Below are 12556 nucleotides of genomic sequence, written 5' to 3' on the forward strand. Positions count from 1 at the left end.
TAACACCGTGTTCCCAATGGCTCAGGTTCAGCTGTGTATTGTGCATCAGGTACGTAACTCGCTGAAATACGTCTCCTACAAGGACCGTAAATGCGTCGCCAGCGACCTGAAACGGATTTACCGGTCAGCGACTGCTGAAGAAGCAGAAATGGAGCTGGAAGCCTTTGAAGAAGCCTGGGGGGAGAAATTCCCATCGATTGGTAAGTCCTGGCGTAATAACTGGGATAACCTGATTACTCTGTTCGACTATCCTGAAGATATCCGAAAAGCGATTTATACAACGAATGCCATTGAGTCCTTGAACAGCGTCATTCGTAAGGCGATTAAGAACCGGAAGATTTTTCGGACGGATGAGTCAGTCATGAAGGTAATCTACCTGGCCATGGAAAAAGCTTCCGAGAAATGGACCATGCCGATCAGGAACTGGAAAGCCGCCATGAACCGGTTTGAAATTATGTTTCCTGACCGGTTCAAGGAGCAGTAGTTTTAGTGGCGTTTACACAGAATTATTTACAGGCTCGCTGACATTTCTTCAGTGTGTGGAAATGCTGATTCTGCAAAGATTCCTGCCAAAGCCTCTTTAGGAACAACAGCATCAGGATCATTATTGTTTGATTCGATAGGTGCATGGTTATAGGCATACCTCATGACTTTCATACTGATGGTTAATCGATCCTTATCACTAGTGGTCATATTTTGTTCAGCTTGAGTGAGTATGCCTTTTGCAATTCTCATTTCTTCACTTACTAAACCTTCAGATTTATCAACTTCGTATTTAATCTCTTTTTCTAAAAGAAGAAATGTTTCTGACGTAAAAATCTTATGTGCTTCATGCATCTTTTTGAACAGTTGAGCAGAACCAAGTGGGCTATTCAGAACTTCATCTGGCAGTCTGCTTTTCGGAAAAACTGAAATAGCATTCTTGATAGATTTTAATCCAATGCTCTTTCTAAACATACCTCCTGGATTTTCTGAAAAGTGCTTTATGACACAATCTGCCAGTAAGTGCCGATTCAGAATCTCCCATGTATGTTCGGGAAATACGCATCCCTCGAGTAATAAGAGCCTCATTTCAGGCCTTGGCAGATAGAGAGCTTGACTGTCGATGGTAGTTATCTTGTGGGGTGGGGGAGTGGGACTCCCGTGGAACCATCTAGATTTCATAAGGGCAGTTTTTTGGTGCCTTTCATACAATTCTGTTAGTTGTTTTTCTGATTTTTCAGCTTTGATGGATCTTGTGCCAAAACATTGAGTGTCGTTATCAGGAGATCCTGGTTGTTGCTCACTTCTCTCTGAGTCATGGGCAACGGGATGATATTTGGGGGGACCATCAATCATTAAAAGAATGTCACCAGCATTGAGTCAAGATACTATTTCTTTAGAAAACTATAGTCATCTGAAATGCATCATGTGTTTGATGATGCCCCTATTTTACAAAGCTTGACGCAACGGATATGGATGCTCTAAACCAGAGCATCGTTATAGTGAAGTTTGATGCCTTCCTGCTTTAGCAGGTCGCCCGCCAATTGCGAAATAATGGTTCTCGGCTGAGCAGAATCTCCTTAACCCCCCAGTGAATCAACATCATTACATCCGCTTCGGAGATAGACTTCTGACTCAGGAAGTCATGAACCCGGAAGGTACTGGCCGTTTTCTGAGGCTTAACTTTACTATCACAAATGATGTAAGGCTCAATCCGGCTGGCAGTAACAGCATTCAAATGGTTACCCACAGCCTTGTTATCCAAAATCTATCCAGCAGGAACCAGCTTCAATCAGGGGAGTACTATCGTAATAAATGTTGTGTAACTCGATGTCAGCGATGATATTGAAATTGGTGGCCAGTCCCTTAGTTTATATTTTTTCCTGGCTATTTGAGAGCTTTCTTATTAGCTCTCGCTCACTATCACTCACCTGTAGTGAAAATCCCTTATGCTCTGCTTCACAATAACGTTCACGAAGAGGGTAAAATAAAAATTTGTCTTCTGCAGTCAGCATGTTTCTGGATAACTCGATCTCTCTTTTCAGGCATTTAGATGGTTTAGCCTCTTCATCAATGCTTTCAAGCACCAACTGGCCCAATCGTTTAAGTTCTTTGCTCTCCAATGGTGTTCTTGGGGGCTCGCTTGTAGCAAGCTTGATACATTCCTCATGAGGAAGTCTACGAATTTCTGTATATGTTTCCGTAGGTCTGTGACTAAAACAGCTTAATGATAATCCCATAATATTAATACCCATCTAAGGTAACCGTCGAAAGGCTGAAAGGGTATGATTTTCATTTTTAAAGCTCGTTGCCATCAAAAGCTCTAAGAAAATTAGTCACCCTGTTTTGCTCTAATAGACATGCTTTTTATTGGAAAGTTCATGATAGATATGAGCTCTGGCCATAGAGTCAGAGTTTGTACTAAAACAAGGGATATAGCTGATGTTTTCGAAGGGTTGCTCAGAAAAGCGCCATCTGCTGTGTAAGACTTGCTTGATGTAGAATAACTACACGCTGCGTAAGCCTTTCGCGCATATGACACTTTTCTGGGGCGCTGAGCACGCAAAGAAACGCCCCCTAGATAAGAGCATCGTTATAACGAAGTTTAATGCCTTCCTGCTTCAGCAGATCGCCTGCCAATGGAGAAATAATGGTTCTCTGGCTGAGCAGAATCTCCTTGACTCCCCAGTGAATCAACATCATGACATCCGCTTCGGAGATAGACTTCTGACCCAGGAAGTCATGAACCCGGATAGTGCTGGCCGTTTTCTGTGGCTCAACTTTACTCTCACGAATAATGTCTGAGAGCCCCATACGGCTACCAAGAATGGCATTCAGACGGTTACCGGCAGCCTTGTTGTCTAGAATCTGCATGGCGCGTTCTGCCAGCAGGGAGCCTGCTTCCATAGGGGGAATACCGCCGTAATAAATATTGGGCACTACGGTATTTTCAAACTCGATTTCAACGATGTTACTGAAGTCTGCGGCCAGCTTCTGGGTTTGCTCATCCTCCAGGCGATAGATCAAATAACCGGAAAGACTCCGGGATGATTTTCCATCCGCCCCGGGGCGCTCTCCCAGCAGGACAATAACAAGCTTGGCATTCACGGTTCTGGCAATATCTTCAGCCAGCTTTACACGACCATGAGGTGCAACCATGGTTTGGCCCAGTGAGTAACCATGGCTTTGTAAACCGTCTTCCAGAACCGGAAGCAGCTCATTGATGTTCTGGTGTACTGCTTCAGCGCTCAGGCCGTCAGTAATCAGGATCTGAATATCGCGATTTTCAGATTGCAGATGGCTGCGGGTTTTTTCGCAAAGATGAGCGCCAGCATCAGGATCTGCATGGTGTCGTTCAATATTATTGGCCTGTGAGCGAATCAGGCGAAAATCAATCTCTTCCAGCTCATCAAAACGAAGCTTGCTTTTTGCTGCAACCCTGGCAACAGCAATGTTTTGCTTCAGTTTACGATTAACATGGTTGGCCATTCTCGGGCCAGCGTTGCTGGTGCCATAGCACATGGGTACCCGGCTGATCAGGTCATTCCATGCCTGTTTGGAGTCAGCAAAAATTGCAGGGTTCCCCCAGTTGGGACCGCGAGTGATCTGTCCATCCCGGGACTCTTTGAAAATCCCTTTTTCCAGGGCCCAGTGATAGAACTCAGGAGATGGCTTCAGGTTATGGATTTCGCGGATGGTCTGATCATCGTGGCCACTGGTATCGGCATAGGCCAGCATACGATCCACGCCCATGTAGATATCCATAAAGTAGTTGGCACCCGCTACTGTAAGGAGTTCTACTGCAATCTCCTGCCCCTCGCTGGAGGCATCGGCATGCAGGGTAAAACAGGGAGAAACCCCCATGGGGAGTCCCATCATTTTACCCATGAACAGATCCTGTAGATTGGCGTAGATAATCTGCAGGCTGTCTTTGTGGGTCTCCGGCCCGATAAAACCGGTAACACTGTTGACCATGCAGGGATCATATCGGCGACACAGACCGTAAGTCAGGGCCTCTGTGGTAGACATGTCGATACCACAGTGTTTGCCATAACTGACTTCACTGCCCTGGCCGGTTTCAAAGTACATAAACTGGTGCTTATTCAGCACGCCTTTCTCTTTCATGGTCTGCCAGGCCTTATCGAGATAAGGAACGCTGACATCAAAGGCTTCACGCAGAGTAGCGTCGGTTCCGGCAAGTGATTGGAAGAGTATTTCCAGAGGCGCACCTTCTTCAAGACAGGCCAGCTGGGTACGGATATGGGAAAGCACACAGACCTGGGTAGGAGCACCGGTCTGTCGTCGTATTTTATCCAGATGTATCAGGCAGGCACCGATATTATCAACTGTGTCATCCGCAGGATTCAGGCCAATCAACAAATCACCGTTACCCATGGACAGTCCCATCCATGTGAGAGCAGTGATGGCATTCAGGTCATCGGTAGGATGATTGGGTTGAATCCGGGTAGAGAGAGAGCCGGCAAGGCCAAGGTGAGTTCGAGCCTGTGTCGGGCATTCAATCTTGCGGGTGTTGTACACCATGTCGTGCACACTCATGAGCTTGGTGACCGCAGATATCATCACGCCAGTCAGCCCTTTACCTGCCCGCTTGATCTGGGCTCCGGAGGCTTTTTGAATCCAGTCCTTCAATTCACCGACGGTCATCATGGCCATGTCATCGAAAATGGTCAGGTCAATGTCATAGTTGACCCGCATGATGTCATCAATCTCACCATGGTCGTTGGTCAGGGGGTGATCGTAGATATGTTGCAGCGTCAGGTCGGACAGTATTGCCCTGGCTGCCTCGCGGCTGACTTCATCATCTGCAGCCAGACCGGCAACCTGATCACCACTGGTATGGAAGCCTGCAGCCCCCAGCAGGGCTTTGAGCCCGATAAAGCTGAAGCTTTGCCCAATGACCCGGGTGCGGTAAATTTCATCCGCTTTTGGTGCAGGAACCGGTATCTGGTCCAGTGGGGTCATCAGTGGTTTGGGCATGGCTCTCACTCCGCCGAACACAAAATCCGGCATGGTATAGAATGTTGCTTGCTGGGGTATTGACTCACCTCAGTGATCGTCTGTGTTAGAGGCTAACAGACTGAACTATATGACTACAAAAAGGGAGGGATTGCATTCCGTAGATATACACTTTTTAGTGAACCATTTTTAAAAATAAGTGTCTCAAGTTTACTGGGTAGTAATAATATGGAATAAGTAAAGATTGGAATTATGAAGATACCAGAGCTGTTGGGCTTTATCGTTAACTACCATGCATCCGATAATCTGGATGATCTGAGTAGGTCGGTTAATCACAAACCAGAATCAGGATTCGTTCGGTTTTGGAACCGTGTAGTTCAGTGGATTCCCTTTATTGGGAAAAAGCTGATGATCGGGCTTGTAGAGTGCCAGTGTAACAATAAAAGCCTTGCCCAGTTTGATATAAAAGTAATGGGAGATGCAAAGCCCCACTTGATGCAGGTCGGTGAAACAACGGAGCAGGTGAATGATTTTCATCTTTTGCCCATTCCCCATACCCAGCAGACATCTCCAGGTGGTTGTGGCGATGCCTGCCTTGATATGCTGGGTTGCCACTTCGATTGTGACCATCTGAAATCCTGCAAGATTGAGATTCGGTCTGATGGTATACGCCGGATGCCTGATACAGGAAGATCGGTTGGGAAATCAATAGATCCTGACGTGTTTGATGACCAAATCAAGAGTGCAGATCTTAGAAAGGTATCACTACCAGAAACCAGCGAAGCAATAAAAGATGCGCTGAAATCAGGGCCAATAGTAGCAACCGTTAATGTTTTATGGGGGCTTGCGACACACAAAGTCTTGATTGTTGGTTATCACGGTGATCATGTCATTATTAATGATCCCTGGTCTGGTGGGCATCAGCTAAAATCAATGGATCGACTTTTCAATGATCTGTGCCACAAGCTTCCAGATAGGCTGGCTCATATAACCAAAGAAGATGTAACCTCTGATGGGTCGGGTAGCGGATAGCCGTAGGGAGAACAATAACGCTGAGCTATCGGGATATTAATTGGCATTGGCTCGGGAGGCAGAGTCTTCTGAGTAAGTTGATCTTTAATATTTTTTATTTCTTATTTTCTAGCTGGTTAGCAGAGGTCGGTTTTTTTGTTTCCGGAATAAATCGAGTTAATCGCTTTCCTGGATCAATATGGATAGCCCCATACTCTTTTCCAGAAAGTAAAGGGCTCTATCATTTTAATGCATCCCATAGAAGTAAACGGGTATGACAAAGTTCTTCACTTTGCCCAGGCTGACAAACCCTGCTTTACGATCGGGAACTTCATCCACTGCCATCAGGTTGACTGGCAGCTTTCCCCAGCGGCTGGCGTAGCTGCCAATCACTTTGCCGAAGTCTTTGGGTACCAGTAGAAGCAGAGGTAACTCTGAAGGAAAACCAGACAGTTCAATCATCTCGGCCAGCTTCTCACCAAAGCTTTTCAACTCTTTAAAGCCCGGATAATTGTCATCCCTAAGGGTTATACGTATGCAACCGCCATTATGGGTCTTTCTGGCCAGTTCGATGGCCCGCTTGATTCGGTTCTCATCGGCATTAAGCGCCAGGCGGGCAACAATGGGAAGGTCATTAACCGGCAGCTGTTCAGGCTTTGGCATAAACAGGGTGTTACCAGATAGTTCGGCACTGTGCAGTGCCAGACCATAAACGGTCGCGCGTCCCTTATATTCGGGAATATATTGGCTAAGACTACGGCAGAGAGTTTTGGAGTCTGCAATTGCTTTGCACAGGTCAATGCCAAGATCACCAAAGGCCGTGGTATCTGGCAGTTTGCCTGTCGCTGTGTACTGATAAAGCAGTTCGCCGACTCCGCCGGAAAAGGTAATTGCAGCCTGTTGCAGGGCTTGGGCATTCGGTTGAAAGGCTACCTGACAAAGCTGCTGTCCATCACCCTGGTCGAACCAGCTATGATCGCCCGTGACCATGGCTTCGAGCCCCTGGACATAGAAACTGACGATTTTGTCGATACTGTTCTGGCTGCATTCTTCACCGATGGTTAACTGTAGACCCAGTTGTACCAGAAGTTGTTGACCATGGTTGGATACTTCCAGTAACCGGTAGGTGCCTGGTTCAAACTGAAAGTGTCGGGCACCAATGTAGTAGCATCCAGACTCTGTGATGTTACCGTCTATTCCCAGTGCTGGATTAGTGGTTCCCCCACCAATATCCAGATTGATGAAGGGGATTTCCGGCGTTGCCCGTGAAAGTTCTAGGCTGTTGCCCATAAAGGCGAGCCAGGATTCCATGCATGGGTCGTCTGCAGTAGCAACAATGGCCTGATTCACTTTCTCCCGAACGGAGCGGGCGATGGCCAGGGCGTTTTGCTTTTCTGCCGCGAGGCCAGTGATAATGACGCCACCTGAAAAGAGCTGATCACAATCAATTCCGCTTTCTTCCAGCCATTGCTCAAGACAGGTATTAATGGTTTCCGTGCAGAGTTCGCCATTTTCGAAGGGCGTCAGTATGGCGTCAGAGCGATAAATCAGCTCAGGCTCTCCCAGCTCCATCCGCTCAGTCATCGGATTACGTTCAAGGTGTGCAGAGGCAATCATGGCGCGACTAGTGGTAGAACCAAAGTCGAGGCCAATCATCATTACAGACTGATTACCGGTAAAGTGTCTGAACATTTCGGTCTATGGCTGGGAGGAGTACAAGAATCATTTTGCGGTGAAGGCTACTTTACCTGAGAGGGCATAAAACCAAAATAGATTTGATGTATTTAATAATAAAACAATATTTTTTATAAATTACATAGAGTTATCGGTTGTTGGATGTTGTTTGTCTTGATTTGGAAAAACTAACGTATAAGTAAGTGATGGGGCTAGCAGGTTTGGAGGGTATTGCTCTTGCAGGGAACAACGCTGTTTCTGTTTACAAATGATCTGAGGCTTAGTGATAACCGGGCCTTTATGGAAGCTGCTGGTAGCTGCAGAAACCTGGTGTGCGTCTATTGCGTTGATCCTTCATGGTTTAAGCCCGGTCGGTACCAGTCACGGGTGATGGGTGATCATCGCTGGCGTTTCCTGAGGGAGAGTATTCAAAGCCTTGAATCACAGCTTGAACAACGACGACAGAAACTGCTGATTCGTTTGCATAACCCGCTACAGGCTGTCGGGCGGCTCTTGAAAGCTCATGAGATTGAAACTGTCTATCGCAGTCAGAATGTGGGTTACCAGGAGGCTAAGTATTGGCAAACTCTGAAGCAGCTTTTTCCTTCAGTGACCTTTAAAGAAGTAGCAACGTACTCCTTGTTTCAGCAGGAGGAACTCCCGTTTGAGCTTGAGAATCTACCGGCAACATTTACCCAGTTTCGAAAGCAGGTAGACAATCTGCAAATCTCAGAAGCCGTCACAGCACCGGATATTATTCCAAGACCAATGCCTGGATTGAATTACCGTTCTGACTGGCTGCCAGCAACCGGCAAAGCTGGCAGTCCCTTTAAAGGTGGTGAAGCTGCGGGAGCAGAGCATCTAAAGCAATATTTCTCAACGATGCAGCCAACCACCTATAAGGAGACGCGCAATGCCCTGCAGGGTTGGGAAACCACCACCAAATTTTCCCCTTGGCTGGCTCATGGCTGCCTCTCGTCTCGACAGATTGCCCAGGCACTGAGGCACTTTGAATCCATGATCATGGCCAATGAGTCCACCTACTGGATTCTATTTGAACTGTTGTGGCGTGAATATTTTCAATGGTATGCCCTGAAGCATGGTGTACGGCTGTTTTCATCCAGAGGCATCAAGGATAAATGCAAATTGTCTTGCTTTTATCCTGAACGGTTTCAGAAGTGGTGCGCCGGTAATACCCCCTGGCCTATCGTGAATGCCTGTATGAAGGAGCTGCAGGCCACCGGCTACCTGTCAAACCGTGGGCGGCAGATAGCGGCCAGCTGTTTTATCCATGAACTGGGAATGGACTGGCGTTACGGCGCAGCCTGGTTTGAGCAGCAACTGGTGGATTACGATGTGGGCAGTAACTGGGGCAACTGGCAGTATCTGGCGGGTGTTGGTGCGGATCCGCAAGGGTGCCGCCATTTTGATCTGGATAAACAGACCCGGCAGTACGACCCTGATGGCAGTTATATAAAGCGTTGGGAGGGTAAAAAAACTTACCCTCTCGACACTGTTGATGCCGCCGACTGGCCTATCATGCCGTAATTATTCTGCAACTAATAATTGATGTCGCCATCGTGCCTGATGGTCTTTTGCCAGGTGGGCTGAAACGTCTGGCATCGTTCGGATAAAGTCATCAGCCAGAGTCCATGGAGGGTTTACAACCACCATGCCTGACGCGGTCATTCCAGGTTCATTGTTGTCAGCAATACCCATCTCAAACAGGTGAACATTGCGCATCTTGCTTTTGGAAAACCCCTTTTCCATTTGCCGAATCTGATGCATATCCACCACGGGATACCACAGCAGTAGCATTGCCTGAGGCATTTTCAGATAAGCGGCCTCCATAACCTTAACCACGGTCTGGTAATCTGATTTAATCTCATAAGAGGGATCAATCAATACCAGGGCACGACGACTGGCAGTAGGCAGAATGGCAGGGAGTCCCTTAAAACCGTCTTCCTGACGAACATGACACAGGCGTCGATGCTCACAATGTCCGCGTAATTCATTAACGGTTTGCGGATGCATTTCATAGAGCCAGGCTTTGTCACCGGGTCTTAACAGCCGCTTTACCAGCAATGGAGAGCCTGGGTAACGTTTCGAACGGATATCGTCGGCAATCTGGCCGCGGTAGTCCTTCAGACCTTTCAGTTTTTTCCAGTCCAGCTTAAGGACACCCTCATCACTCTCCGCCGTTTTGCGGGCCATGGCTGAGTCCAGTCGGTATAGGCCTGCGCCGGCATGGGTGTCGATGTAATCAAAAGGCTTATCTTTCTTCTGCATATGACGCACGCAGGCCAGTAATAGCCAGTGCTTGAGTACATCGGCATGATTGCCCGCGTGGTAGTGGTGTTGATAGCTCAGCATGAGGTCTGAAAGCCCTGAGATAGATGGAAGTCGTGCCTTTTTGAAGGGGCGGGGGAATCTAGCAGATTCACGGGATAACCGGCATACGGCGATATATCCATTGGGATGACAGTTTGCGCAGCCTCTATTGTAGGTTCTACAGAGCCAGTTGAAGTTATTTGACGTAAAAAAGGTATGAAGTACTCTCAAAAGCTAAGAAATGCCGACAAGAAGACTGCTCGAACGCCAGTAAAGCAGTGTGTCGTATGCCGTCGCCCTTTCTTCTGGCGAAAAAAATGGGAACTCTGCTGGGAAGAGGTTCGCTACTGTTCAAGGCGTTGCCGATCTCAACGAAATCGGGTGATGGATGAAGAAAAATAAACACTACTCTACCCTCAGGCTTATTCTCGGAGACCAGCTCAATGCCCGACACAGCTGGTTCAGTAAGCAGGACAATGGTTGTGTTTATGTGATTGCCTGAGTTGCTTCAGGAGACAGGTTACGTAAAGCACCATGTGCAAAAGATTTGCGGCTTTTTTCTCGCCATGGAACAGTTCGCTACGGCATTGCAGAAAGCGGGGCATCAGGTGCTTCACTTAACGCTGGATGAAACAAGAGATTTTAAAGACCTGCCTTCACTGATCACCCATCTTTGCCAGCAATATTCAGTGGCCAATTTTGAATACCAGCGGCCTGATGAATACCGTTTGCTGGAACAGTTAAGAGACTTTGAGGTCGATGAATCAATTAAGAAAACCATCTCTAAAAAAGAGTGGGATACCGAACATTTTCTGGTCCCTTTTAATGAACTTTCCAAGCGGTTTAAGCCGGGTAAGCCTGGCAGGATGGAAACCTTCTACCGAAAGATGCGGCAACAGCACAATATCCTGATGTGTGATGACCAGCCGGAAGGAGGTCAATGGAATTATGATGCTGATAATCGCGCCAAGCTCAAAGCTGCTGACCTTGAGCAGATTCCAGAACCGTTAGTGTTTGCCAGTTCAACAGCATCAGTACTGGAACGATTAAAACGCCATAAGGTTCAAAGCTTTGGAGACATCGGCACTCATTTGCTATGGCCAATTACACGTCAGCAGTCATTAAAGCTGCTTAACTACTTTTGCACCCATTGCCTGCCGCACTTTGGTCAGTTTCAGGATGCGATGACTGCGAACAGTGATCATCAGTGGAGCCTCTACCATTCCCGGATCTCTTTTGCCCTGAATACCAAAATGCTTCACCCGAAACAGGTGATTGATAAGGCCGTCAAAGCCTGGCAGGAAAATCCTGATGTTATTTCTCTGGCGCAAATAGAGGGCTTTGTCCGTCAGATTCTGGGGTGGCGTGAATATATCCGGGGGGTTTACTGGAGCAATATGCCAGACTACGAATCCCTGAACTTTCTGAAAGCGGAAAAGGATTTGCCTGAGTGGTTCTGGACCGGGCAGACACAGATGAGCTGTATGCAGCATGCCATCACTCAATCATTGCAGTATGCCTATGCCCATCATATTCAGCGGTTGATGATTACCGGTAACTTCTGCCTGCTTGCGGGTATTGATCCTGATCAGGTCGATCAGTGGTACCTGGGCATTTACATTGATGCGATTCAGTGGGTAGAGCTGCCCAATACCCGGGGCATGTCACAGTACGCGGACGGTGGCATGGTGGCATCGAAACCGTATGCTGGCAGTGGCAATTATGTGCAGAAGATGAGTGACTATTGCGGAGACTGTGTTTACAACGTGAAGGAAAAGGAGACAGACAGCGCCTGTCCCTTAAACAGTCTCTACTGGCACTTTATGGAAAAGCACCGGGAGTTATTGCACAAGAACCCTAGGACTGCACTGGTGTATAAGGGATGGGATAAAAAAGCTCTAGCGGACAGGAATGCCATTCTAAAGCGAGCTAAATGGTGCGTTGATAACTTGAGTGGGCTTTGAAGTATCGTTTCAATGAAGCTCTCGAACCTAAACTTACAGTTTCATTGAATTACTGACCAAATTGATTTCTATAGTGAAATGGAGAGGAGGTGATGCGTGTAATCAGCTCTTTTCCAATCCAAATACTCCTGCATTGTGCACAACTATTTTTCGGGCTTTGACAGAGTTCAGTCGATAGAGGACTGCATTTAATGTACGCAAGTCAGCAACAGCGGTGCTTGAGTAAATAGGCATGATTGTCCATGAGGTAATGGAGCCTTAGCATTAGGATTTCGGGGCTTTGTTGAGAGTCAGAAATTGGGAGAAGATGGGCGGTTGTCGAGATGGCCAGTATATAGCAACACACTGTTAAATCAGATCGTTGGAAAACTGTATCAACAATACCACCTATTCTGGTGGTATTGTTGGGTGCTAGAGATAATATACTTACCTTGAGCTCCACCATCAGGCGGTGAGAGCGGTGAGCACAAACTCGGGATCTTTGCTGATAGGGAATGTAATTTAAATTGTGTAAACGCTTGTCGTTAATACTCCAAAATGGAGAATAACAATGAGCGTTGAAATCAACGAAAAACTGGTAGATCAAATAGCCAGTCAGATTAAAACTCAGGATGATC

General features: G+C 47.1%; 13 protein-coding genes. 6 read left to right on the top strand and 7 right to left on the bottom strand.

Translation table 11 applies throughout. The features are described from left to right. The coding region (locus AK963_RS19095) for an IS256 family transposase (protein WP_139117411.1) at nt 1-484 on the top strand (484 nt) is incomplete at its 5' end. A 26-nt stretch (nt 485-510) separates the two neighbouring features. Here AK963_RS19095 and AK963_RS32230 read toward each other — a convergent pair. The 4 genes from AK963_RS32230 to eutB form a co-directional block, all read right to left on the bottom strand. Further along, nucleotides 511-1338, bottom strand: a complete 828-nt coding sequence (locus AK963_RS32230; RefSeq protein ID WP_139117519.1) for a hypothetical protein — start codon at nt 1336-1338, stop codon at nt 511-513. 169 nt (nt 1339-1507) lie between these two features. Continuing rightward, nucleotides 1508-1747, bottom strand: coding sequence for a hypothetical protein (locus AK963_RS19105; RefSeq protein ID WP_066017034.1), 240 nt, complete (start codon nt 1745-1747; stop codon nt 1508-1510). Nucleotides 1748-1853: 106 nt separating this feature from the next. Beyond that, the gene (locus tag AK963_RS32235; RefSeq protein ID WP_139117520.1) at nt 1854-2237 is read right to left on the bottom strand and encodes a hypothetical protein; all 384 of its coding nucleotides are present in this window, start codon (nt 2235-2237) and stop codon (nt 1854-1856) included. Nucleotides 2238-2559: 322 nt separating this feature from the next. Then, nucleotides 2560-4980 carry an ethanolamine ammonia-lyase subunit EutB gene (gene eutB / locus AK963_RS19115; protein ID WP_238593782.1) on the bottom strand — a complete coding sequence of 807 codons (2421 nt, stop codon included), beginning with the start codon at nt 4978-4980 and terminating at the stop codon, nt 2560-2562. Nucleotides 4981-5211: 231 nt separating this feature from the next. On the opposite strand from eutB, the gene AK963_RS19120 reads away from it, so the two are divergent. Further along, nucleotides 5212-5991, top strand: a complete 780-nt coding sequence (locus AK963_RS19120; protein ID WP_066017037.1) for a C39 family peptidase — start codon at nt 5212-5214, stop codon at nt 5989-5991. Nucleotides 5992-6216: 225 nt separating this feature from the next. On the opposite strand, the gene AK963_RS19125 is transcribed toward AK963_RS19120, so the two are convergent. Further along, nucleotides 6217-7662, bottom strand: a complete 1446-nt coding sequence (locus AK963_RS19125) for an ethanolamine ammonia-lyase reactivating factor EutA (RefSeq protein ID WP_066017038.1) — start codon at nt 7660-7662, stop codon at nt 6217-6219. A gap of 219 nt (nt 7663-7881) precedes the next feature. On the opposite strand from AK963_RS19125, the gene AK963_RS19130 reads away from it, so the two are divergent. Continuing rightward, nucleotides 7882-9192, top strand: a complete 1311-nt coding sequence (locus AK963_RS19130; protein ID WP_083232773.1) for a DASH family cryptochrome — start codon at nt 7882-7884, stop codon at nt 9190-9192. Here the strand turns inward: AK963_RS19130 and AK963_RS19135 are convergent, their stop codons facing one another. Further along, nucleotides 9193-10017, bottom strand: a complete 825-nt coding sequence (locus tag AK963_RS19135; RefSeq protein WP_066017039.1) for a 23S rRNA (adenine(2030)-N(6))-methyltransferase RlmJ — start codon at nt 10015-10017, stop codon at nt 9193-9195. 174 nt (nt 10018-10191) lie between these two features. Here AK963_RS19135 and AK963_RS31465 point away from each other — a divergent pair, with 174 nt between their 5' ends. The 3 genes from AK963_RS31465 to AK963_RS19140 are packed head-to-tail and all read left to right on the top strand — an operon-like array spanning nt 10192 to nt 11939. Next, nucleotides 10192-10377, top strand: coding sequence for a DUF2256 domain-containing protein (locus AK963_RS31465; RefSeq protein ID WP_083232772.1), 186 nt, complete (start codon nt 10192-10194; stop codon nt 10375-10377). Then, the gene (locus AK963_RS35610; protein WP_238593783.1) at nt 10364-10477 is read left to right on the top strand and encodes a cryptochrome/photolyase family protein; all 114 of its coding nucleotides are present in this window, start codon (nt 10364-10366) and stop codon (nt 10475-10477) included. Before AK963_RS31465 ends, AK963_RS35610 begins: the two co-directional genes overlap by 14 nt. Nucleotides 10478-10511: 34 nt before the next feature. Then, nucleotides 10512-11939, top strand: a complete 1428-nt coding sequence (locus AK963_RS19140; protein ID WP_238593784.1) for a cryptochrome/photolyase family protein — start codon at nt 10512-10514, stop codon at nt 11937-11939. Nucleotides 11940-12141: 202 nt separating this feature from the next. Here AK963_RS19140 and AK963_RS35615 read toward each other — a convergent pair. Beyond that, nucleotides 12142-12556: hypothetical protein (locus tag AK963_RS35615; RefSeq protein ID WP_238593785.1), on the bottom strand; the 415-nt coding region annotated here is incomplete at its 5' end.

It is taken from the genome of Endozoicomonas atrinae (assembly GCF_001647025.1).
Classification (GTDB): Bacteria; Pseudomonadota; Gammaproteobacteria; order Pseudomonadales; family Endozoicomonadaceae; genus Endozoicomonas; species Endozoicomonas atrinae.

Bases quoted from the DNA above. Each gene is read 5' to 3' on its own strand.
- eutB (WP_238593782.1), bottom strand. From the start codon at position 4,980: ATGCCCAAACCACTGATGACCCCACTGGACCAGATACCGGTTCCTGCA.
- AK963_RS19120 (WP_066017037.1), top strand. From the start codon at position 5,212: ATGAAGATACCAGAGCTGTTGGGCTTTATCGTTAACTACCATGCATCC.
- AK963_RS19135 (WP_066017039.1), bottom strand. From the start codon at position 10,017: ATGCTGAGCTATCAACACCACTACCACGCGGGCAATCATGCCGATGTA.
- AK963_RS19125 (WP_066017038.1), bottom strand. From the start codon at position 7,662: ATGTTCAGACACTTTACCGGTAATCAGTCTGTAATGATGATTGGCCTC.
- AK963_RS32230 (WP_139117519.1), bottom strand. From the start codon at position 1,338: ATGATTGATGGTCCCCCCAAATATCATCCCGTTGCCCATGACTCAGAG.
- AK963_RS32235 (WP_139117520.1), bottom strand. From the start codon at position 2,237: ATGGGTATTAATATTATGGGATTATCATTAAGCTGTTTTAGTCACAGA.
- AK963_RS31465 (WP_083232772.1), top strand. From the start codon at position 10,192: ATGAAGTACTCTCAAAAGCTAAGAAATGCCGACAAGAAGACTGCTCGA.
- AK963_RS35610 (WP_238593783.1), top strand. From the start codon at position 10,364: ATGAAGAAAAATAAACACTACTCTACCCTCAGGCTTATTCTCGGAGAC.